This is a genomic window from Lentibacillus juripiscarius (assembly GCF_042685205.1).
Classification (GTDB): domain Bacteria; phylum Bacillota; class Bacilli; order Bacillales; family Amphibacillaceae; genus Lentibacillus; species Lentibacillus juripiscarius.
Genome location: NZ_JBHUNA010000018.1, coordinates 130,668 through 151,804, shown reverse-complemented (window position 1 = coordinate 151,804; position 21,137 = coordinate 130,668). Strand labels below are relative to the sequence as shown.

The following is a 21,137-nucleotide window of genomic DNA, read 5'->3' as shown; positions in this document are numbered from 1 at the left end:
CACACTTTTGCCAACATTCTGCGCAATCAATCAGGAACAGACTATCATGTCAATTCCCCGGGAGAAGAGTCAAATCATGTCGTACTATGAAAATATGGTCAGCAGGCAGCGCAAGTGGATGTTTTATCTTTTAGCAGCATTCATGCTGGGGGCAGGTTTCACACCATATCCACATATTTTCCTCGGACTTTTTTTAGGTGGTTCTGTCAGTTTGTACAACCTATGGCTGCTCCAGCGAAAAATTAATGCATTTGCTGAATCTGTACAAAGGAATGAATCGGCAAGCGGGCTTGGCAGCATGTCCCGGATGGCAGCAGCAGTCTTTGCTGTGATTATTGCACTTCGATTCGCTGAATATTTCGACATGGTTTCTGTTTTAATTGGATTAATGACATCCTATCTAGTCATTGTGATAGATTTTTTTATGTTCAAATCTAAGGAATAGTGCTTGGGGGTGAAAAAAGATGGATCATGAAGCACCAATGGCGAATGATGTGTGGGGGATAGCCTGGCTGGATTTCAACTTGTCCACTGTTCTTATGACGGCGATAGCCTCCCTCATCGTGTTTATCCTTTGTGTCCTTGCTTCTAGGAAACTTCAAATGAAGCCGTCAGGAGCACAGAATGCCATGGAATGGATTGTTGATTTTGTTAAAGGCATGATTAGTGACACAATGGATTGGAAAACTGGCAGAATTTTCCTGCCGTTTGTACTAACACTCATTACTTACATTTTTGTAAGTAATATGCTGGGGGTCATGACCTTGATGACATTCGGTGATGAATTATGGTGGAAATCACCGACAGCAGACCCTGGCATTACCCTGACGTTAGCTTCGATGGTGATTGTAATGACCCACTATTATGGAATTAAAATACGTGGAGGAAAAGAATACGGGAAGGACTTCTTACGGCCATTCCCAGCATTTCTGCCAATCAAAGTCATCGAAGAATTCTCAAACACCTTAACGTTAGGTCTTCGTCTGTTTGGTAACCTTTACGCTGGTGAGGTGCTGTTGTCACTGTTAGCCGGACTGACAGCATCAGGTTTTCTCGGATTCCTGGGCGGAGCCGTCCCAATGCTGGCATGGCAGGGATTCAGTGTGTTTGTTGGCACAATCCAGGCATTTATTTTTACAATCCTGACACTGGTGTACATGTCACACAAAGTATCAAGCGAACATTAAGACTTAAGAACATGGTAAGTTATCCCTTTCAGCAGAAATGTGCTGAATAAGGAATGTACTTAAAACTAATACAACTAATTTGAGGAGGATTTATATTATGGGAGCTTTAGCAGCAGCATTAGCAGTAGGTTTGGCGGCATTGGGTGCCGGTGTAGGTAACGGTCTAATCGTAAGTCGTACGGTCGAAGGAATCGCGCGTCAGCCTGAACTTAGAGGCCAATTGCAGACAACGATGTTCATTGGTGTCGGTTTGGTTGAGGCAGTACCGATCATCGCCGTTGTTATTGCATTAATCGTTATGTAATGGACTGGATGAACAGGCACCATCAATAATGGCGAAGATTAACTCGTCAAAGAGACTTCGCCGTTGTTTTATACTTGGATGACTCTAACTTAATGATATTGTTGGTTGTTTTTGATATGTAATGTGAAAGGAGTGAATACTGTGCAAGCATTCACCAGTATGCCGCTTTATGCAGGACTTGGCGGGCTTGAGGTTGGTACAATGGCAACCCAGCTGTTCTTCTTTATCGTTTTGCTCATACTTCTGCGTAAATTTGCATGGGGACCGTTGATGGGCGTTATGCAAAAGCGCGAAGAATATGTCGCGAATGAAATCGAAGCTGCAGAAAAGAGTCGTGAGGAAGCTGAAAAAGCGCAGGCAGAAGCAGCAGATCAATTGAAACAGACAAAGCAGGAAGCACAGCAGATTATAGATGATGCGAAAAGCACTGGCGCCAAGCAGGAACATGAGATTATCAATAATGCTCGCCAGGAAGCTGAGCGCATTAAAGAATCAGCGCAGGAAGAAATCGCAAATGAAAAAGAGAAAGCCATTCAGGCACTTCAGGACAAAGTGGCTTCACTATCCGTACAAATTGCTAGCAAAGTGATTGAAAAAGAAATCAGTGCACAGGATCAGGAAAAACTGATTGATGAGTATATTAAAGAGGCAGGAGAAGAGCGATGAGTGATGCAGCCGTTGCAAAACGTTATGCGGAGGCGCTTTTCCAGCTAGGCAATGAAAAAGGAACAATGGATCAATTAGCCGAAGAGTTTCATGTCCTGAAAACCACTTTTGATGAAAACAACGAACTGGTGCCATTCCTGAAGCATCCGCGAGTGAATAATGAACAAAAGGAACAATTCATTAATAACGTGTTCCAATCGTTCTCGGCCGATGTTGTCAACTTGCTGCATCTCTTGGCAGAGCGGCATCGTATTGACATCGTGCCGTCCGTTATTGACCATTTTATCCGCTTGGTGAACGATGCGAAAGGTATGGAAGAAGCCACCGTTTATTCCATTCGGGAGTTGTCACAGACGGAGAAGGAGCGCCTTGAGAAGACGTTTGCCAAGCGTTTCGGCAAACAGGCAATCAAGATTACATCCGTTGTTGATCCATCGGTCATCGGTGGCATTAAGCTGCGGATTGGCAACACCATTTACGATGGATCTATTCAAGGCAAACTGAAACGGATCGAACGGGGTATTTTAACGGCAAACTAATGAAGATAGGGGTGAAATGGTATGAGCATCAAAGCTGAAGAAATCAGTTCGCTGATTAAACAGCAAATCGAGAATTTTGACTCTGATATCGAAGTCAGCGATGTTGGCACGGTTATTGAAATCGGTGATGGTATCGCACGTGCTCATGGCCTTGATGATGCCATGGCCGGTGAGCTAGTTGAATTTTCGAACGGTGTCATGGGTATGGCGCAGAACCTGGAAGAATCAAACGTCGGTATCGTCATACTAGGCCCGTATGCAGATATTAAAGAAGGCGATGAGGTCCGCCGTACAGGCAGGGTCATGCAAGTACCTGTTGGGGAGGATCTTCTTGGACGCGTGGTGAACCCGCTTGGACAGCCGATTGACGGCAAAGGTCCAGTGGAAACATCAAAAAACCGCGCCATTGAGTCACCTGCACCATCCATCATGGATCGGCAGTCCGTTGACGAGCCGCTGCAGACCGGTATTAAAGCGATTGACGCATTGGTGCCAATCGGCCGCGGACAGCGTGAATTAATCATCGGTGACCGTCAGACAGGGAAAACAACCATCGCAGTCGATACAATTTTGAACCAAAAAGAAGAAGATATGCTCTGTATCTATGTGGCAATCGGACAGAAGGACTCAACCGTCCGCTCAACAGTGGAAACATTCCGCCGCCACGGTGTGCTTGACAAGACCATTGTCGTGTCCGCCGGCGCGTCAGAACCTGCACCACTATTGTACCTTGCACCATATGCAGGGGTGTCCATGGGTGAAGAGTTTATGTATAACGGCAAGCACGTGCTTGTTGTCTATGATGACCTGACAAAACAAGCCGCTGCATACCGCGAACTTTCCTTGCTGCTGCGCCGCCCGCCAGGCCGTGAAGCATTCCCAGGGGACGTTTTCTACCTGCATTCACGTCTATTGGAGCGTGCAGCGAAACTGAATGACGATAAAGGTGGGGGATCGCTTACCGCACTGCCATTTGTTGAAACCCAAGCTGGCGATATCGGTGCCTATATCCCGACGAACGTCATATCCATCACGGACGGACAAATCTTCCTGCAGTCCGACTTGTTCTTCTCCGGTGTACGTCCGGCGATTAACGCAGGTCTGTCGGTATCCCGTGTTGGTGGTTCGGCACAGCGGAAGGCGATGAAGAAGGTTGCCGGAACACTGCGTCTTGACCTTGCGTCCTTCCGTGAACTGGAAGCATTCGCACAGTTCGGTTCGGACCTTGACAAATCAACACAGGCCAAGCTTGACCGTGGTGCCCGCACAGTTGAAGTGCTGAAGCAGGGGCTGCATAAACCGCTGGCCGTTGAAAAACAGGTTATGATCATCTACGCCCTGACAAAAGGATTCCTTGATGACATTGCAGTCGAGGATGTGACAAGATTCGAGGATGAATTCCATATATGGCTCGATGAAAACCGCAGTGAACTGCTTTCCGTTATCCGCGAAACAGGTAAACTAGCGGAAGCAGAAGACATGAATGAAGCAGTCGAAGCATTCAAAAAGAAATTTATGCCGACTGAAAAGTAATAACGGACGATAAGAACAGGTTTGGAATAGAGGTCCCGATTGCCGGAATATGACCTCTGACCTCCTGCCTCTTTGTGAAGGAAGGGTGGTGAACAAAGCTTGGCATCCCTTAGAGATATACAAAAACGTATTGATTCAACATCAAAAACGAAAAAGATCACCAAAGCGATGGAGATGGTTTCCGCTTCCAAAATGAACAAAGCAGAAGCAAATGCAAAGGCATTTGTGCCATATAGCGAAAAGATTCAGGAAGTGGTCGCTAATATCGCAGGCAGCAGCGTTGATGCATCTCATCCACTGCTGCAGAAACGGGAAGTAAAGAAAACCGGCTATTTCGTCATTACATCTGACCGCGGCCTGGCCGGTGCCTATAACAGCAGCGTTCTGAAAAAGACATATGAAACCATTCATCAAAACCACCAATCGACGGATGAATATACCATTCTTGTTATCGGACGTGTCGGCTATGACTTTTTCAAGAAGCGCAATATGCCGGTGACGAAGCATATCATTGGTATGGCAGACCAGCCGGATTTTAATGATATTAAAGAACTTGCGGCAGAAACGGTGCAAATGTTTATTGATGGGGAAATTGATGAACTGAAAATGGTCTACAACCATTATGTTAGTGCCATCTCGCAAGTGGTCACGTCCAAAAAACTGCTCCCGCTGACCGACATTGGGCAGGAAAGTGGAGCCTCTAGTGTCAGCCAGTACGAGTACGAACCAGATCAGGAGCAGATTCTGAAAGTGCTGCTGCCGCAATATGCGGAAAGCCTGATTTACGGTGCGCTTCTGGACGGCAAAGCCAGTGAGCACGCAGCACGGATGACGGCCATGCGCAATGCAACCGATAATGCGAATGACCTTATCGATGATTTGACATTGTCTTACAACCGTGCACGTCAAGCGGCGATCACACAGGAAATCAACGAAATCATTGGTGGAGTGGCTGCACTCGAATAAATAATTTTATCAGCAGGCTGTTTTGCAGATGCTGCAGAACAAGTAATACAGCTGTATGACTTCGGAAGTGCATGCTGTTCTGAAGACAACCAATTGATGCATTTTTCATAGAGTAAGATAGGAGGGAAATCAATGAGCAAGGGACACATTACACAAGTCATGGGCCCTGTTGTCGACGTTGCGTTCGACGAAGGAGAGCTGCCGGACATTTATAACGCACTAACGGTCAGTGCCGATGACGGGGATAATGCAACCGAACTGACGCTGGAGGTTGCACTACACCTTGGTGACAACGCAGTACGCACGATTGCCATGTCCTCAACAGACGGGATCAAACGTAATATGCCCGTTGTCAACACTGGTGCGTCCATCTCAGTGCCAGTAGGTGAACAAACGCTCAGCCGTGTGTTCAACGTACTTGGCGACCATATTGATCTTGATGAACCAATTCCGGATGATGTGCGGCGTGATCCGATCCACCGCCAGCCTCCTGAATTCGAAGACCTGACAACAGATACAGAAATTCTGGAAACAGGAATTAAAGTTGTTGACTTATTGGCACCATATACAAAAGGTGGTAAAATCGGCCTGTTTGGCGGTGCCGGAGTCGGTAAAACCGTTCTGATCCAGGAACTGATCAACAACGTTGCACAAGAACACGGCGGTATTTCCGTATTTGCCGGTGTTGGTGAACGGACACGTGAAGGAAACGACCTTTACTATGAAATGAAAGATTCAGGTGTTATTCAGAAAACTGCCATGGTTTTCGGACAGATGAACGAACCGCCTGGAGCTCGTATGCGTGTCGCCCTGACTGGCCTGACAATGGCTGAGTACTTCCGTGATGAAGAAGGCCAAGACGTGCTGTTATTTATCGATAATATCTTCCGTTTTACCCAGGCAGGTATGGAAGTGTCCGCACTACTTGGCCGCATGCCGTCAGCCGTTGGTTACCAGCCGACACTGGCAACGGAGATGGGCCAATTGCAGGAGCGTATCACGACAACGGATAAAGGATCGGTTACATCCATTCAGGCAATCTATGTTCCGGCCGACGACTACACGGACCCAGCACCAGCGACTACCTTTGCCCACTTGGATGCGACAACCAACCTGGACCGTTCCTTGTCCGAGCAAGGTATCTATCCAGCCGTGGATCCGCTTGCTTCCACATCACGTGCGCTTGACCCGGAAGTTGTCGGTGACGAGCATTACAACGTGGCCCGTGAAGTACAGCAGACACTGCAAAAATATAAAGAACTGCAGGACATCATCGCCATCCTTGGTATGGACGAACTGTCCGACGAAGACAAAATGACAGTATCACGTGCACGCCGCATTCAGTTCTTCCTGTCACAGAACTTCCACGTGGCAGAGCAGTTCACAGGCCAGCCAGGATCCTATGTACCGGTCTCTGAAACCGTACAAGGGTTCCGGGAAATTCTGGACGGCAAATACGACGACTTGCCAGAAGATGCATTCCGCCTTGTCGGACGCATTGAGGACGTTGTCGAAAAAGCAAAAGAAATGGACTAATTAATCAGGCATCACCGGATGAAACAGCATAAAGGGTAGGCGTTTGGACACAAGGCAGACGTGGTATTGTCATGTGTGCGGGGGCTGTGAGGTTGGTATGCAGCTTGTACTGTTGTGCAGCTATCACCTGACGTGCGCTCACCCCCGAACGCTGTCTCATCCGGCTATGCCATTGTCTGAGGAGGGGTTACATTGAAAACACTGGATGTGAGTGTTGTTACTCCTGATGGCCCAGTATTGGAAGATCAATTTGAAATGGTCAGCTGTAAAGCCGAAAACGGCGAACTCGGTGTTTTGCCTGGACATATTCCAATGGTTGCCCCATTATCAATCAGTTCCGTCCGTCTTAAACAAGACGATGATTCGGTAGGACTGGCTGTCAATGGCGGATTTCTTGAAGTACGTCCTGACAAAGTGACCATCCTGGCACAGTCGGCAGAAAAACCGGCAGAAATAGACGTCCAGCGCGCAGAAGAAGCAAAAAAACGCGCCGAGCGACGCCTCGAATCAAAGCAGGAAAACGTCGACTTCCAACGGGCAGAATTAGCACTCAAACGAGCAATTAATCGATTGGATATCTCACAATAAAAGGAAAATCTCTTGTAACAATGTGTTATAAGGGATTTTTCTTTTTTGTTGTTGTGTGGGTTGAGTGGCGTGTATCGACCGTTCGTTGGGGATAATCAACCGGTTAGGGCCGAGAATCGACCGTACACCAGTAAGAATCAACCAGTCAGTGGGAGAATCGACCGTTCGTTGGGGATAATCAACCGGTTAGGGGCGAGAATCGACCGTATACCGGTAAGAATCAACCAGTCAGTGGAACAATCAACCGTTTGGGTCCCGGAATCGATCGTACACCGGTAAGAATCAACCAGTCAGTGGGATAATCGACCGTTCGGAAGAGAAAATCAACCGATTAGGTCCCAGAATCGACCGTACACCGGTAAGAATCAACCAGTCAGTGGAATAATCGACCGTTCGGGAGAGAGAATCAACCGGTAAGGTCCAAGAATCGACCGTACACCAGTAAGAATCAACCAGTCAGTGGAATAATCAACCGTTCGGGAGAGAGAATCAACCGGTCAGCTCCAACTATCGACCGGTCGCCGCCGAGTATCAACCACTCGACAACAAAAATCGTCCTGTTCACGACAATCATCGTGCCGAGGCTATCAACTACTAGCCAGAAAACGTCAAACATCTGCTGTTCATCTTAAAAATAGTAATCCCATGACAAAACCCGGCACTTCATCCATTATTGACAGCATCTGCACATCCATATGGAACAAATCCTGCACATTTCCCGTTATTGGTGTCGATATTTCCCGGGAAATGATGGCGTTGATCATTTGATGTATTACCCAGTCTTAAAATAATTGACATCCAACGGCTTTGGTGGCAAAGTAACAGGTAGACTTAAGGTACTATGAATATTTAAAAGCAAGGTGTGGAGTTATGTTTTCATCAATAGGTATTACCGCATTAATTGGAATGCTATCACATTTACTATTCATCTATATTACATGGCGTGTCATTACGACTATCAATTTTGACCCGCTGATCAGAAAGGGCCGTGAAACGGAGGCCAGGCTGCTCATTATATTTGTTGCCATTGCTATCGGCACAAACGTCAGTCGATTTTTCCTCGACTTCATCCAATGGTCACAGGATTTGCTGTTCCTATTTTAATAAGCAGGGCGCTTCCATCCTATGAACAACAAAAAAATACCCGTTTAAGAGAAATCCCTTTTGTTCATACTAAGAGTATAGTGAACAAGGGGGATTTTTCTATGCGAAAGATGGCATTTATCATATCTATTTTTCTAGTTTTTGTAGGGAATGCTGTGGCGGCTTCCGGTCAGACGAATAAGATGGTGGATCTGGCATCGATTGTCTCTGATGCTGGGCTTGAAGCGGAAAGCTGGCAGGTGACGGTTAAAGAAGAAATGGACCGGGAAACGCTGAACCAATATGTTGATCAGCTGCAGGCAAAAGATAGTTATATTTCCTCAAGCAAAGAAGGGGAAAATAGTATAAAATATTTATTTGAGTACGGTCAAAATCAGGAAGGTATTTCCGAATATTATCAAGTGGTTATTCCAAAAAATCCGGTGCATCAAGCGGAGTTTGTTGCGGTGTTCAAGGGTAAATCGTGGGACGGCAAGGTGGAAGAAACATATCGTTTCCGAATGAATAAAGTAAAAGATACATATTTTAGCGGAAGTTCAACAACATTTGCTTGTCTGACTGCACCGATTGATGGTACAATGGGAAGTGTTTATTTTTTTGATAAACTGAAAGAGTCTATGAATCTGACTTTGACGCAAACGCAGCACGACACCGTGAAGAAATCGAGTATGGAAAAAATAGTTTATGGGCATACGCCTATGTGGAATGAAGAAATTGTGATGGAGAAGCCGATGAATGTACAAATGGTGCTGAAAGACAACGAATCTGACAAAGCATCACTGACGATAGGCACACCTATCCTGATTACTGAATACTAATATAGTGAAATCGGATGATAAGGGGATTAAAAAATATGGAAAAAATCATCGTAAGAGGTGGGCAGCGACTGCATGGCACTGTCAGGGTCGAAGGTGCTAAAAACGCAGTATTGCCTGTCATAGCAGCAAGTATGCTCGCAAGTGAAGGCGAAAGTGTCATCACTGATGTCCCTGTCCTTGCTGACGTGTATACCATTAATGAAGTTTTGCGCAATATGAATGCCAGTGTAACTTTTACCAATAATACAGTTTACGTGGATACATCCCGGCAGCTAATGACGGAAGCTCCATCGGAATATGTGCGGAAAATGCGCGCATCTGTCCTGGTGCTCGGTCCTTTGTTGGCCCGCTATGGCCATGCAAAAGTTGCTATGCCAGGCGGATGTGCTATTGGGTCAAGGCCGATTGATCTGCACTTAAAAGGCTTTGAGGCAATGGGCGCGAAAGTCCACGTTGGCAATGGATTTGTGGAATTGGAAGCAGAAGGACGCCTTCACGGGGCGAAAATTTATCTGGATATGCCAAGTGTGGGAGCCACGGAAAATATTATGATGGCTGCAGCACTGGCTGAAGGCACCACGACGATTGAAAACTGTGCCAAAGAACCGGAGATAGTCGATCTGGCCAATTTCCTGAATAAAATGGGTGCCAAAGTCGTCGGCGCCGGTACGGAAACGATACGGATCGAAGGCGCTGAAAAACTTCACGGTGCAAATCATTCCATTATCCCGGACCGGGTGGAGGCTGGAACCTTTATGGTTGCTGCAGCTATTACCGGCGGGAACGTCCTGATTGAAAATGCAGAAAGCGAGCATCTGCGCTCAGTTATTTCCAAACTGGAGGAAATGGGCGTAACGATTTTTGACGAAGGGGACGGCATTCGTGTCCTTGGACCGGATAAACTGCTGGCAACAGATATAAAAACATTGCCGCATCCTGGATTCCCGACAGATATGCAGTCCCAGATGATGGCACTGATGCTGAATGCGTATGGAACGAGTGTCATCACGGAAACAGTATTTGAAAACAGGTTCATGCATGTTGAAGAGTTTCGCCGCATGAATGCCAAGATGAAAATTGAAGGCCGCAGTGTGATTATTGAAGGCCCTGGAGATCTGCAGGGTGCGGAAGTTGCTGCGACGGATTTGCGTGCAGCTGCAGCACTCATTCTGGCAGGATTGCGGGCAGATGGAATCACACGTGTGACCGATCTGAAGCATCTGGATCGCGGCTATGTAGATTTCGCCAATAAACTGTCTGCGCTCGGAGCATCGATTGAACGCGTCGATGCGAATGGGGATGCGGTAAACCCATTTGCCCATTTGAGCGAGCGACCGGTGAGTTTCTTGACATATCTCTCCCGGTCCTGATTGTGATACGTTTGATTGGTAGTTAGATATAATACTGCCAAAATTTTCCTCCAGTGAAAATGAAATACGTGCGTAAAAACAGGTGCCTCTATGCACCTGTTTTTTTGTGCGACAAACTCCTCCTAATCCCACTATCATTCAAAATCTTGTTGCATTTCACCAGAAATCTGATAAAATTAAAAGAAAATTACAAATCATGAAAACGGATTCAATAGCTGGTGATGATGAGGTGCTTAAGATGATACATATATCAATCCCTAAAGCTATATCTATGTAAGTAAGTAAATCATCATGACCATTTCAGGATGCAACCAGTAATGGAGCCAGCATCGCAATAACAGTTTCATAGAGGGGGGACAGCATGCTGCGATATATTTTGAAACGGTTTGCCATTATGGCGATGACATTGTGGATTATTGTCACATTAACATTTGTCCTGATGGTAACCATACCAGGCTCACCGCTGAACGAGGAGCGAACAACAAATGAAGTCGTTCAAGAGAATCTGGAAGAACATTATAATCTGGATGAGCCTTATTACATTCAGTATATTCTTTATTTGAAATCAATTGTCACGCTTGATTTCGGTCCATCAATCAAGCAGCCGAACGAAACGGTAAATGATCTTCTGGGCCGGGGGTTTCCGATTTCCTTTGAACTGGGGATTATCACAATCGTGGTGGCTGTCATTTCCGGTGTGATTCTGGGTATTTTTGCGGCACTCAAGCACAACGGTATCATTGATTATTTGGCGATGACGATTGCGGTTCTCGGGATATCGATTCCCAACTTCGTGCTGGCAACACTGCTCATTCAAGTGTTTGCCGTTTATCTTAACATTTTGCCGGCCGCAACATGGTCAAGTCCGGTGCACATGATTTTGCCGACGGTAGCACTTGCCACGGGACCGATGGCGATTATTGCACGTCTGACCCGCTCGACCATGCTGGAGGTACTGACACAGGATTATATCAAAATGGCGCGTGCCAAGGGGTTGAAACCGTGGAAAATCATTGTGAAGCACTCACTGAAAAACGCCCTTATGCCGGTAGTTACGATTATGGGGACACTGCTGGCAGGTATTTTGACAGGAACATTTGTCATTGAACAAATTTTCGGCATCCCGGGCATGGGCAAATATTTTGTCGAAAGCATTAACCAGCGGGACTACCCCGTTATCATGGGAACGACAGTATTCTACAGCGCGTTTTTGATTTTGATGTTGTTTTTAGTCGATATTGCGTACGGGCTTCTGGATCCGCGCATCAAGCTGCATGAAAAAGGAGGCAAGTCATGACACAGCCGGAAAAAGACTCGACATCCATTCACTCTCCTGCTGCAGTCCCGGATGAATGGTTTTCCTGGAAAAAGAAAGACCTGGATGCAGCAGAATCGGTAGCACGTCCATCCCTCTCCTACTGGAAAGATGCGTGGCGGCGCCTCCGGAAGAACAAACTGGCCATGGCCGGACTTGTTTTCCTAATCATACTTGGAATTATGGCTATTATCGGGCCGATGATCTCGCCCTATTCCGTTATCGATCAGAACCGGCCGAATCAGTTCAGGCCACCGTCGATGGATCACTTATTCGGTACTGATTCCCTTGGCCGCGATGTGTTCACCCGGACATGGTATGGGGCCAGAATCTCGCTGTTTGTCGGACTGATGGCGGCATTGATTGACTTTTTTATCGGAGTTATTTATGGGGGCATTTCCGGTTATAAAGGTGGCCGCACGGACAGTATCATGATGCGGATCATTGAAATTTTGTACGGACTTCCGTATTTATTGGTCGTTATTTTGCTTCTGGTCGTCATGGGACCGAGTCTGACGACGATTATTATCGCGCTATCGGTGACCGGCTGGGTCGGGATGGCCCGGATTGTCCGCGGGCAAGTTCTGCAGATAAAAAATTTCGAGTTTGTGCTCGCTTCCCAGTCGTTTGGTACGAAAACACCGCGCATTATCCGTAAGAATCTGCTCCCGAATACGATGGGGCCGATTATTGTGCAGATGACGCTAACCGTTCCGAACGCAATTTTTGCCGAGGCATTTTTAAGTTTTCTCGGGCTGGGCATCCAATCCCCGTTTGCAAGCTGGGGTGTCATGGCGAATGACGCGCTTGGAGCGATTTTGTCCGGATACTGGTGGACATTATTTTTCCCGGCCTTTTTCATATCGTTTACGATGTTTGCATTTAACGTATTAGGCGACGGGCTGCAGGATGCGCTTGATCCGAAGCTGAGGAAGTAGGTGAGGAGAAATGGAGAAAATACTCGACGTCAACGATTTGCACGTAACCTTTTCCACATATGGCGGGACGGTTAAAGCAGTAAGAGGGGTCAGTTTTGATCTGCACAAAGGGGAGACGCTCGCTATTGTCGGGGAGTCCGGCTGCGGCAAAAGTGTCACATCCAACGCCATCATGCGGCTGATTCCTGATCCACCCGGCAAAATTTCCAAAGGGACGATTACATTTAAAGAAAACAATCTCACCAATATGTCGGAAAAAAAGATGCGTTCCATTCGTGGTGTGGACATATCGATGATTTTTCAGGATCCGATGACCGCCTTGAACCCAACACTGACCATCGGGACCCAGCTGATGGAAGGGCTGAGAGAGCACAGCAAAACGTCGGGTGCCGAAGCGAAAAGAAAAGCGATTGAAATGATGGAGCTCGTCGGGATACCGAACCCGGAGGAACGGTTCAAACAGTATCCGCACCAGTTCAGTGGCGGGATGCGGCAGCGTATCGTTATTGCGATTGCCCTCATCTGTGAGCCGGAGCTGTTGATTGCGGATGAACCGACGACCGCGCTGGATGTGACGATACAGGCGCAAATTCTGGAACTGTTTGAGCGCATCCAGGAAAAGACGGGTGTTTCCATCATTCTGATCACCCATGACCTCGGGGTGGTGGCGAAAATAGCGGACCGCATCATTGTGATGTACGCCGGAAAAATTATCGAATCCGGCACAAGGCGTGAGATTTTTTACAGCCCGGAACACCCGTATACCAAAGGGCTTTTGCAGTCCGTGCCAAGACTTGATATCAAAGGGGAAAAACTGATCCCGATTGACGGGACACCACCTGATTTATTCTCACCTCCACAAGGCTGTGCGTTCACAGCGCGCTGTCCGATGGCAATGGAGGTGTGTAATAAAGTTTACCCGGTCCAGACGGAATTAAGTGATACACACAAAGTGGATTGCTGGCTCCAGGATGACCGGGCGAAGCAACTATTGGCTGAAACGGCCGATAAAACATAATAAGGGGGAACAGGTATGAAGAAGGGTTTGCTGTGGCTCATCGCACTTCTCGCTATTGCTGTGCTGGCGGCATGTACAACGTCCAGCGGCAATGAAAGTGACGCAGATGAAGGAAGTGATTCCGGTAACAAGCAAGCGGAGGAGGGTTCGAGTGATGAAAAAGTGCTGTACATGAACAACGGGGAAGAACCGACATCCCTTAACCCGCCGATTGGCTTTGACTCGGTATCCTGGAACGTCCTGAACAACATGATGGAAGGGCTGACTAGGCTGGGCAAAGATGACGAACCGAAGCCGGCGATGGCCGAGGACTGGGAAAAGTCGAACGGAGGCAAAACATATACGTTCCAACTCCGTGAAGATGCGAACTGGTCGAATGGCGATCCTGTTACGGCTGAAGACTTTGTCTATGCCTGGAAACAGTTGCTAAATCCGGAAACAGGCTCATCAGCCGCATTTCTCGGCTACTTTATTGAAGGAGGGGAAGCGTATAATGCCGGTGAAGGCTCAGCCGACGATGTCATGGTGAAAGCAATTGATGAAAAAACATTGGAAGTCACCTTGACAGCACCGACGAACTTTTTCCTGCAAGTACTGACTAACCCGGCATTTTTCCCGGTCAATAAGGAAGTTGCCAAAGAAAATCCAGAATGGCATGCCGAAGCGGATTCGTTTGTTGCCAACGGACCTTTTAAGCTGGAATCATGGGAGCATGACAAGGAAATGGTCATGGTGAAAAACGACCAGTACTGGGATAAAGACACCGTCAATCTGGATAAAATTCACTGGGCGATGGTTAACGATGTCAATACAGAATACCAGATGTTTGAAAGTGATGAATTGGATATGACCGAAATTCCGTCCGATATGGCCGAGCAGCTGATTGACGGGGACAATGTTGTGATTGAGGACCAGGGTGGCGTGTATTTCTACCGGTTCAACGTCAACATGGAACCATTCCAGAATGAAAAAATCCGGAAAGCATTTGCACTGGCCGTCAATCAGGAAGACATCGTCAATTATGTCACGAAAAACAAGGAAAAAGCAGCGAAAGCGTTTGTGTCACCAGGCTTCACAGGCCCATCAGGCAAAGACTTCCGTGAAGTAAACGGTGACCTGGTAAACTTTGACCCGGAAAAAGCAAAGCAGCTGCTGGAAGAAGGCATGGAAGAAGAAGGGTATGACGAACTGCCACAAGTAACATTGACGTACAACACGAGTGAGTCCCATAAAGCGATTGCCGAAACACTGCAAAATATGTTCAGTGAAAATATCGGCGTCGATGTGGAGCTGGCCAATACAGAATGGAACGTCTTTCTGGAAGACCAGAAACAGCTGAACCTGCAATTCTCCCGGAGCTCGTTCATTTTTGACTACCCGGACCCGATCAACTTCCTGGAAAGCTTTATTACCGGGTCGTCCATGAACCGCACTGGCTGGTCGAACGAGAAATATGATGAACTGATCGCCCAGGCGAAACAGGAAGGCGATGAGGAAAAACGGTGGGAGCTAATGAACGAAGCCGAAAAACTGCTGGCAGAAGAAATGCCGATTTTCCCAATCCATTACTACAACCAGGTGTACATTTATAAAGATGACGTAACAGATGTCGTCCGCCACCCAGTTGGCTATCTCGAGCTGAAATGGGCAGATAAGGAATAAAACTATAATGGATTTCCGGCGGGGGCCGGAAATCCTCATTTTGATTGGACGGGATTAGGAACGCATGCTGGCGGTGTGAAGCGAGAGCGCCTAAAACTCGAGCGAGAGCGCCTCGAACTCGAGCGAGGGCCCCTTGAACTCGAGCAAGGGCGTCTCAAACTCGAGCGAGAGCGTCCAGAACTCGAGCGAGAGCACCTCAAACTCGAGCGAGAGCGTCTCAAACTCGAGCGAGGGCGTCCTAAACTCGAGCGAAGGCGTCCTAAACTCGAGCGAGAGCGCCTCAAACTCGATCGAGAGCGCCTCGAACTCGAGCGAGAGCACCTCGAACTCGATCGAGAGCGCCTCGAACTCGAGCGAGAGCGTCCAGAACTCGAGCGAGAACGCCTCAAACTCGAGCGAGAGCGTCTCGAACTCGAGCGAGCGCGTCTCGAACTCGAGCGAGCGCGTCTCGAACTCGAGCGAGAGCGTCCAGAACTTGAGCGACACCTCGGATAAAGGAGCCTGTCCCACGTCCTCATTTTTACAGAAAGAAGGCTTGATACAGGTGAAACCGGAACGTCTGCATGAAGGGGACACTATTGGCATCATCGCACCAGCAAGCCCGGTGGAAAAGGAGCATCTGGAGAAGGCCGTTCCCTTTTTTAGGAAAATGGGTCTCCACGTCAAACTTGGCTCGACGATTGGCAGCCAGCACGGGTACTTGGCTGGAACGGATGAGGAGCGGCTGAACGATTTGCACAGCATGATTGCGGATGAGTCCGTCCGTGCGATTATTTTTGCCCGTGGTGGATATGGGACAGCCCGGATTGCCGATAAGATCGATTATCAGTTGATCCGGAAACATCCCAAAATCATTTGGGGCTACAGTGACATCACGTATTTGCACACAGCCATTCAGCAACAGACAGGGCTCACAACTTTTCACGGGCCAATGCCGGCATCTGACATCGCGGATAAGGATTTTGACCAGCTGTCAGCAAGCCTGTTCCGGCAACTGTTTTTTCCAGCGGAACTGCACTATACCGAGTCGATTTCTCCGCTGGAAATAATGGTGCCCGGTGAAGCGGAAGGACCACTTACCGGTGGGAATCTGTCTCTTTTGGTCAGCACGCTCGGAACGCCATTTGAAATGGATACAAATGGGAAACTACTGCTTATCGAGGATATCGGGGAAGCGCCGTACCGGGTTGATTCGATGCTGAACCAGCTACGGCTCGCCGGCAAACTGCAGGAAGCGGCCGGGATTATCGTCGGTGATTTCCGTAATGCGGAACCGGATCCTAAACAGCCCTCCCTCACATTGCAGCAGGTGTTTGACGATTATTTTGCCGAGCTTGCTTGTCCGGTCATCACCGGGTTTAAAATCGGGCATTGTTTGCCGCATTTCGCCGTTCCACTCGGTGTTCATGCTTATTTATCAGCATCGAAGCGATCGTTGACGGTAGAACCAGGAGTGAAGAACGATCCCCGGCCAGAACAAAATTGGCGGCTGCCGTAGCAAAAAGGAGACATGATGATGAACATACAGACAATCGAAACAGGCTATGCGTCGATTCCACTAAATACGCCGTTCAAAACAGCACTGCGCACCGTGACTGATGCAAAGACGATTATGGTGAAGGTGACGTGTGATAACGGCATTACCGGCTGGGGGGAAGCACCCCCGACTCATGTGATCACCGGTGACAGTCTGGCCGGGATTGACGCTGCCATCAATGAAATCATTAAACCAAAGCTTTGCGGCATGTCATTGCTCGCCCGTGAACAGGTGTTTGAGGAACTGGCTAAAAGCGCTGTCGGCAACACGAGTGCCAAGGCTGCCGTTGATATGGCCCTGTACGACTGCCTTGCTCAATATGCTGGCATGCCGCTGTTTACATTTCTGGGCGGGTACCAGTCTGCAATCGAAACCGACTACACGGTCAGTGTGAACCAGCCGGATGAAATGGCTGCCCATGCCCAAACCTGTATGGATCAAGGATTCAACGTTCTAAAGGTAAAAGTCGGCAGCGATGACAGCCTGACCGACATTAAACGCATCGAAACCATCCGGGAGCAAGTCGGACCGGAGCCGCTGATTCGCCTTGACGCCAACCAGGGCTGGCAGGCAAAAGAGGCAGTCAAGACCATCCGTAAAATGGAAACACTCGGGCTGGACATCGAACTGGTTGAGCAGCCGGTCAAGCGCCATGACCTGACTGGATTGCGCCATGTAACAACAAACACCGGCACCCTGATCATGGCGGACGAAAGTGTTTTTTCCGTTCACGATGCAAGACGGGTGCTGGAAACGCAGGCAGCAGATCTGATAAACATCAAGCTGATGAAGGCGGGCGGTATCCATGAGGCACTGAAAATTGCCAAACTCGCCGAAGCCTATGAGGTGGAATGCATGACCGGCAGCATGATCGAAACCGGCATCGGCATCACAGCTGCAGCCCACTTTGCCGCCAGCCAGCCGAATGTAACCAGGTATGATTTTGATGCCCCATTGATGCTTGCCAGCGACACGATGGAAGGCGGCATCCGCTACGACGGCAGGCATATAACATTTGGTGAAAAGCCCGGCCTTGGCATCAGCCGGATTAATACAGAAATGGTTAGCTGGTAGTTTGCTAGGAACCGGATGCCGACTGGGAAGGGCGAGTGAGGGTGGACGGTGACATGGACAGTGAGGCGGTGTCTCATGGCTGGTGATATCAACCGGATTCGGACGACTATCAACCTGTTTGTGTGAGAAATCAACCGCTGGAAAAGGAAAATCACCCGGCGGTGGCAAAAATCACCCGGATTGAGGTGGGAATCAACCGTTGGGCAGGAGGAATCGACCGGTTTACGGGAGAAATCACCCGGTAGATGGCAAGAATCACCCGGATCGAGGTGGGTATCAACCGTTGGGCAAGAAGAATCAACCGGTTTACGGGAGGAATCAACCGCTAGGCGGCAAGAATCACCCGGGTCAAGGTGGAAATCAACCGTTGGGCAAGAAGAATCACCCGGATTGGGGTGGGAATCAACCGCTGGGCAAGAAGAATCAACCGGTTTACGGGAGGAATCAACCGTTGGGTAGGCAGAATCACCCGAATTGAGGTGGGAATCAACCGCTGGACAAGAAGAATCAACCGGTTTACGGGAGGAATCAACTGGTCGGTGACAAGAATCACCCGGATTGAGGTGATATCAACCGTTGGGCAAGAAGAATCAACCGGTTGACGACAAGTATCAACCGATTTCAGGAAGTATCAATCGGTCGGCAGCAAGTACCAACCGCACAGCGGCGGCTGGCAACTCGATCAAGGCAAACATCAACCCGTCAATTGGGAATATCAATCCATCCTCAAAATAATCACCCTATCGGCGGAAGAAATCTCCCGCCAGAGCGGACACATTCTTGTCAGCTGTAATGGTAAACTCTGCGTCACGAAAGCAGCAATTTTTCTTTAAAATAATCCCGTCCACTGCCAGCAACGGTCTGGCCGGCAGCACAAAAATTAACCGGGCATAAGAATCATGACAGATACAGCGCAAAGGGGGAGCAAAAGATGACTGAACAAACGTTTGATCAATATTCAGGTGAGCGATGGGTGACGGCGGTGCAGGTGGCGACTGTCTGGACTTCAGCCGTATCCCCGCGTGAGGTTGACCGCCCCGGTATTACCAACCCGACCGATATTGACCAGTGGCTAGCTTGCCTGACGTACGAGACGAGGCTTGCCCTGTCAGAAGAAAACCGGGTGCAGTCGCAGTTATTGTACGGTGAGCCTGTTGTCGTCACCGAGACGGATGTCGAGTGGGCACATGTGGTCATTCCGACACAAAGTTCTATCAAAGATGAGCGCGGCTATCCGGGTTGGGTGCCATTGGCGCAACTGAAGCGCGTCGGCTCGTCGTATTGGGAGCGCACTTTTTCCGCCGCTGTAACGGATAAAACTTTGTGGCTGGAAAATGAATCCGGGGAAAAAATGATGAAGCTCAGTTATATGACGATACTGCCTGTAATAAATGAAACAGAGGACCGTGTCCGTGTCGCCGCGCCACACGGGGACCGCTTTTTGCCGAAGGAGGGTGTCGAGCTGTTTCGTTCCAAGCATGGTCTGGAGAAGCAGCCGGGGACACAGCTAATCACAGACGGCGAGCGGCATCTCGGCCTATCCTATTTTTGGGGCGGCATGAGTGCGTTCGGCTATGACTGCTCCGGTTTCACGTATGCGATGCATAAAGCGAACGGCTACCTCATCCCACGCGATGCCAGTGACCAGGTGCAGGCGGGGGAAGTGGTCCCAGCTGGTGAGCTTCAGCCAGGTGATTTACTATTTTTTGCCTATGAAGAGGGAAAAGGGAAGGTGCACCATGTCGGTTTTTATTGTGGTGACGGCAAAATGCTGCACTCCCCGCAGGCCGGAAAAGGCATTGAAGTGATTCCACTTGCCGGGACGAAATATGAGAAAGAACTATGTGCCACCAGACGCTACTGGCAGGAGACGGAGGGGCGATCATCATGAACGATGCGGTTTTACAAATCAACAACCTGTATAAGCAATTTTCCATGGGCAAAGGCAGTGTGCTAAAGGCGGTCAATGACGTTACGTTTCAAGTCCATAAAGGGGAAACATTCGGGCTTGTTGGGGAGTCGGGCTGCGGAAAAACAACCATCGGCCGGACGATCATGGGCCTGTATAATAAAACCTCAGGCGATGTCATCTATAACGGACAGGAAGTGCATGAACTGGATGATAAGGAAAAATTTCAGTTCCACCGGACGATGCAAATGATTTTCCAGGATCCATACGCATCTCTGAATCCGCGCTCGACCGTTAAGGAAATTATCGCTGAGCCGATGGAAGTCCACGGCATGTATTCATCAAAAGAGGAGCAGCTTGACCGGGTCATCGAGCTTTTGGAGGAAGTTGGGCTAAACCGCGGCCACGCCGAGCGCTACCCGCATGAATTCAGCGGCGGACAGCGGCAGCGGATTGGCATTGCCCGTGCCCTGGCTTTGGACCCGGACTTCATTATCGCTGATGAACCGATTTCCGCTCTGGATGTATCCGTCCAGGCACAAGTTGTCAATCTATTGAAAAAGCTGCAGGAAGAAAAAGGGCTAACTTTCCTGTTCATCGCCCACGACTTATCTATGGTCAGGCAAATCTCCGACCGAATTGGCGTCATGTATTTAGGGAACATGGTCGAGCTGACCTCGAGCGATTCCCTTTATGTAAACCCGCTGCACCCGTACACCCAGGCACTATTGTCCGCCATCCCGATTCCTGATCCGGACATCGAGGACGGCCGAGAGCGGATCATCCTGGACGGGGAACTCCCAAGCCCGGTCAATCCGCCGAGCGGCTGCGTATTCCGGACACGCTGCCCGTATGCCATGGATATCTGCGCGGAACAAAAGCCGGCATGGAAAGAAGTTGAACAAGATCATTATGTCGCCTGTCATTTACATGATCCAGCAGTTATCGAAAACAGCCAGTCCCCAGTCATCAACATGCGGACAAGGTCATAAAAGATGTGCTGCCCAATTGGTGTGGATTTTTTCGCGGGGTGGGTGGCGGACAGGTCAGATATTTTGCCAGACAAAAAACGC

26 protein-coding genes are annotated in these 21,137 nt (G+C 48.7%); 24 read left to right on the top strand and 2 right to left on the bottom strand.

The genetic code is table 11. The features are described from left to right. The first annotated feature begins 76 nt into the window (after nt 1-76). From ACFSUO_RS08560 to ACFSUO_RS08515, 10 genes are all read left to right on the top strand, one after another. A complete protein-coding gene (locus tag ACFSUO_RS08560; protein WP_382393058.1) occupies nt 77-445 on the top strand; it encodes an ATP synthase subunit I in 369 nt (122 codons plus the stop codon). Between the two features lie 19 nt (nt 446-464). Further along, complete coding sequence (gene atpB / locus ACFSUO_RS08555; protein ID WP_382393056.1) at nt 465-1,187, top strand: F0F1 ATP synthase subunit A; 723 nt, start codon at nt 465-467, stop codon at nt 1,185-1,187. Nucleotides 1,188-1,284: 97 nt separating this feature from the next. Continuing rightward, nucleotides 1,285-1,491 (top strand): F0F1 ATP synthase subunit C, encoded by a 207-nt coding sequence (gene atpE / locus ACFSUO_RS08550; protein WP_382393054.1) that lies wholly within the window; start codon nt 1,285-1,287, stop codon nt 1,489-1,491. Nucleotides 1,492-1,632: 141 nt separating this feature from the next. Next, a complete protein-coding gene (gene atpF, locus ACFSUO_RS08545) occupies nt 1,633-2,157 on the top strand; it encodes a F0F1 ATP synthase subunit B (RefSeq protein ID WP_382393052.1) in 525 nt (174 codons plus the stop codon). Further along, nucleotides 2,154-2,696 carry a F0F1 ATP synthase subunit delta gene (locus ACFSUO_RS08540; RefSeq protein WP_382393050.1) on the top strand — a complete coding sequence of 181 codons (543 nt, stop codon included), beginning with the start codon at nt 2,154-2,156 and terminating at the stop codon, nt 2,694-2,696. The genes atpF and ACFSUO_RS08540 overlap by 4 nt, the downstream gene beginning before the upstream one ends. 21 nt (nt 2,697-2,717) lie before the next feature. Further along, a complete protein-coding gene (atpA, locus tag ACFSUO_RS08535) occupies nt 2,718-4,229 on the top strand; it encodes a F0F1 ATP synthase subunit alpha (protein ID WP_382393048.1) in 1,512 nt (503 codons plus the stop codon). A 99-nt stretch (nt 4,230-4,328) separates the two neighbouring features. Continuing rightward, complete coding sequence (gene atpG / locus ACFSUO_RS08530; protein ID WP_382393046.1) at nt 4,329-5,195, top strand: ATP synthase F1 subunit gamma; 867 nt, start codon at nt 4,329-4,331, stop codon at nt 5,193-5,195. A 132-nt stretch (nt 5,196-5,327) separates the two neighbouring features. Continuing rightward, nucleotides 5,328-6,731: a F0F1 ATP synthase subunit beta gene (atpD, locus tag ACFSUO_RS08525; RefSeq protein WP_382393044.1), complete on the top strand. Its 1,404-nt coding sequence runs from the start codon at nt 5,328-5,330 to the stop codon at nt 6,729-6,731. Between the two features lie 192 nt (nt 6,732-6,923). After that, entirely contained in the window at nt 6,924-7,319 is a 396-nt protein-coding gene (locus ACFSUO_RS08520) for a F0F1 ATP synthase subunit epsilon (protein ID WP_382393042.1), read from the top strand. 48 nt (nt 7,320-7,367) lie between these two features. After that, nucleotides 7,368-7,598 carry a hypothetical protein gene (locus tag ACFSUO_RS08515; RefSeq protein ID WP_382393040.1) on the top strand — a complete coding sequence of 77 codons (231 nt, stop codon included), beginning with the start codon at nt 7,368-7,370 and terminating at the stop codon, nt 7,596-7,598. 344 nt (nt 7,599-7,942) lie between these two features. Here the strand turns inward: ACFSUO_RS08515 and ACFSUO_RS08510 are convergent, their stop codons facing one another. Then, nucleotides 7,943-8,083, bottom strand: a complete 141-nt coding sequence (locus tag ACFSUO_RS08510) for a hypothetical protein (RefSeq protein WP_382393038.1) — start codon at nt 8,081-8,083, stop codon at nt 7,943-7,945. A gap of 106 nt (nt 8,084-8,189) precedes the next feature. Between ACFSUO_RS08510 and ACFSUO_RS08505 the strand changes: the two genes are divergently transcribed. From ACFSUO_RS08505 to ACFSUO_RS08475, 7 genes are all read left to right on the top strand, one after another. Further along, nucleotides 8,190-8,423, top strand: coding sequence for a DUF1146 family protein (locus tag ACFSUO_RS08505; protein WP_382393036.1), 234 nt, complete (start codon nt 8,190-8,192; stop codon nt 8,421-8,423). 101 nt (nt 8,424-8,524) lie between these two features. Next, the gene (locus tag ACFSUO_RS08500; RefSeq protein WP_382393034.1) at nt 8,525-9,241 is read left to right on the top strand and encodes a YwmB family TATA-box binding protein; all 717 of its coding nucleotides are present in this window, start codon (nt 8,525-8,527) and stop codon (nt 9,239-9,241) included. A gap of 35 nt (nt 9,242-9,276) precedes the next feature. Further along, nucleotides 9,277-10,611 (top strand): UDP-N-acetylglucosamine 1-carboxyvinyltransferase, encoded by a 1,335-nt coding sequence (gene murA, locus ACFSUO_RS08495; RefSeq protein WP_382393032.1) that lies wholly within the window; start codon nt 9,277-9,279, stop codon nt 10,609-10,611. Nucleotides 10,612-10,972: 361 nt separating this feature from the next. Further along, nucleotides 10,973-11,908 (top strand): ABC transporter permease, encoded by a 936-nt coding sequence (locus ACFSUO_RS08490; RefSeq protein WP_382393031.1) that lies wholly within the window; start codon nt 10,973-10,975, stop codon nt 11,906-11,908. Next, a complete protein-coding gene (locus ACFSUO_RS08485) occupies nt 11,905-12,864 on the top strand; it encodes an ABC transporter permease (RefSeq protein ID WP_382393029.1) in 960 nt (319 codons plus the stop codon). Before ACFSUO_RS08490 ends, ACFSUO_RS08485 begins: the two co-directional genes overlap by 4 nt. Before the next feature lie 10 nt (nt 12,865-12,874). After that, complete coding sequence (locus tag ACFSUO_RS08480) at nt 12,875-13,882, top strand: ABC transporter ATP-binding protein (RefSeq protein WP_382393028.1); 1,008 nt, start codon at nt 12,875-12,877, stop codon at nt 13,880-13,882. A gap of 15 nt (nt 13,883-13,897) precedes the next feature. Next, the gene (locus tag ACFSUO_RS08475) at nt 13,898-15,544 is read left to right on the top strand and encodes a peptide ABC transporter substrate-binding protein (protein ID WP_382393026.1); all 1,647 of its coding nucleotides are present in this window, start codon (nt 13,898-13,900) and stop codon (nt 15,542-15,544) included. 90 nt (nt 15,545-15,634) lie between these two features. Here the strand turns inward: ACFSUO_RS08475 and ACFSUO_RS08470 are convergent, their stop codons facing one another. Further along, the gene (locus tag ACFSUO_RS08470) at nt 15,635-16,054 is read right to left on the bottom strand and encodes a hypothetical protein (RefSeq protein WP_382393024.1); all 420 of its coding nucleotides are present in this window, start codon (nt 16,052-16,054) and stop codon (nt 15,635-15,637) included. A 28-nt stretch (nt 16,055-16,082) separates the two neighbouring features. Between ACFSUO_RS08470 and ACFSUO_RS08465 the strand changes: the two genes are divergently transcribed. The 7 genes from ACFSUO_RS08465 to ACFSUO_RS08435 all read left to right on the top strand — a co-directional run bounded on the left by ACFSUO_RS08465 (nt 16,083) and on the right by ACFSUO_RS08435 (nt 21,056). After that, the gene (locus ACFSUO_RS08465) at nt 16,083-17,042 is read left to right on the top strand and encodes a S66 peptidase family protein (RefSeq protein WP_382393164.1); all 960 of its coding nucleotides are present in this window, start codon (nt 16,083-16,085) and stop codon (nt 17,040-17,042) included. An 18-nt stretch (nt 17,043-17,060) separates the two neighbouring features. Beyond that, entirely contained in the window at nt 17,061-18,155 is a 1,095-nt protein-coding gene (locus ACFSUO_RS08460) for a mandelate racemase/muconate lactonizing enzyme family protein (RefSeq protein WP_382393022.1), read from the top strand. 122 nt (nt 18,156-18,277) lie between these two features. Continuing rightward, nucleotides 18,278-18,400, top strand: a complete 123-nt coding sequence (locus ACFSUO_RS08455) for a hypothetical protein (protein WP_382393020.1) — start codon at nt 18,278-18,280, stop codon at nt 18,398-18,400. A 108-nt stretch (nt 18,401-18,508) separates the two neighbouring features. After that, on the top strand, nt 18,509-18,757 hold the full coding sequence (locus ACFSUO_RS08450) for a hypothetical protein (RefSeq protein WP_382393018.1): 249 nt from the start codon (nt 18,509-18,511) through the stop codon (nt 18,755-18,757). Then, a complete protein-coding gene (locus ACFSUO_RS08445; RefSeq protein WP_382393016.1) occupies nt 18,732-18,890 on the top strand; it encodes a hypothetical protein in 159 nt (52 codons plus the stop codon). The genes ACFSUO_RS08450 and ACFSUO_RS08445 overlap by 26 nt, the downstream gene beginning before the upstream one ends. 196 nt (nt 18,891-19,086) lie before the next feature. Then, nucleotides 19,087-20,046 carry a C40 family peptidase gene (locus ACFSUO_RS08440; protein ID WP_382393014.1) on the top strand — a complete coding sequence of 320 codons (960 nt, stop codon included), beginning with the start codon at nt 19,087-19,089 and terminating at the stop codon, nt 20,044-20,046. Beyond that, entirely contained in the window at nt 20,043-21,056 is a 1,014-nt protein-coding gene (locus ACFSUO_RS08435; protein WP_382393012.1) for an ABC transporter ATP-binding protein, read from the top strand. Before ACFSUO_RS08440 ends, ACFSUO_RS08435 begins: the two co-directional genes overlap by 4 nt. Nucleotides 21,057-21,137 lie beyond the last annotated feature (81 nt).

Bases quoted from the DNA above. Each gene is read 5' to 3' on its own strand.
- ACFSUO_RS08500 (WP_382393034.1), top strand. From the start codon at position 8,525: ATGCGAAAGATGGCATTTATCATATCTATTTTTCTAGTTTTTGTAGGG.
- ACFSUO_RS08440 (WP_382393014.1), top strand. From the start codon at position 19,087: ATGACTGAACAAACGTTTGATCAATATTCAGGTGAGCGATGGGTGACG.
- ACFSUO_RS08505 (WP_382393036.1), top strand. From the start codon at position 8,190: ATGTTTTCATCAATAGGTATTACCGCATTAATTGGAATGCTATCACAT.
- ACFSUO_RS08475 (WP_382393026.1), top strand. From the start codon at position 13,898: ATGAAGAAGGGTTTGCTGTGGCTCATCGCACTTCTCGCTATTGCTGTG.
- ACFSUO_RS08490 (WP_382393031.1), top strand. From the start codon at position 10,973: ATGCTGCGATATATTTTGAAACGGTTTGCCATTATGGCGATGACATTG.
- ACFSUO_RS08480 (WP_382393028.1), top strand. From the start codon at position 12,875: ATGGAGAAAATACTCGACGTCAACGATTTGCACGTAACCTTTTCCACA.
- ACFSUO_RS08435 (WP_382393012.1), top strand. From the start codon at position 20,043: ATGAACGATGCGGTTTTACAAATCAACAACCTGTATAAGCAATTTTCC.
- ACFSUO_RS08510 (WP_382393038.1), bottom strand. From the start codon at position 8,083: ATGATCAACGCCATCATTTCCCGGGAAATATCGACACCAATAACGGGA.
- ACFSUO_RS08560 (WP_382393058.1), top strand. From the start codon at position 77: ATGTCGTACTATGAAAATATGGTCAGCAGGCAGCGCAAGTGGATGTTT.
- atpD (WP_382393044.1), top strand. From the start codon at position 5,328: ATGAGCAAGGGACACATTACACAAGTCATGGGCCCTGTTGTCGACGTT.
- murA (WP_382393032.1), top strand. From the start codon at position 9,277: ATGGAAAAAATCATCGTAAGAGGTGGGCAGCGACTGCATGGCACTGTC.
- atpB (WP_382393056.1), top strand. From the start codon at position 465: ATGGATCATGAAGCACCAATGGCGAATGATGTGTGGGGGATAGCCTGG.
- ACFSUO_RS08460 (WP_382393022.1), top strand. From the start codon at position 17,061: ATGAACATACAGACAATCGAAACAGGCTATGCGTCGATTCCACTAAAT.
- ACFSUO_RS08485 (WP_382393029.1), top strand. From the start codon at position 11,905: ATGACACAGCCGGAAAAAGACTCGACATCCATTCACTCTCCTGCTGCA.
- atpA (WP_382393048.1), top strand. From the start codon at position 2,718: ATGAGCATCAAAGCTGAAGAAATCAGTTCGCTGATTAAACAGCAAATC.
- ACFSUO_RS08540 (WP_382393050.1), top strand. From the start codon at position 2,154: ATGAGTGATGCAGCCGTTGCAAAACGTTATGCGGAGGCGCTTTTCCAG.
- atpE (WP_382393054.1), top strand. From the start codon at position 1,285: ATGGGAGCTTTAGCAGCAGCATTAGCAGTAGGTTTGGCGGCATTGGGT.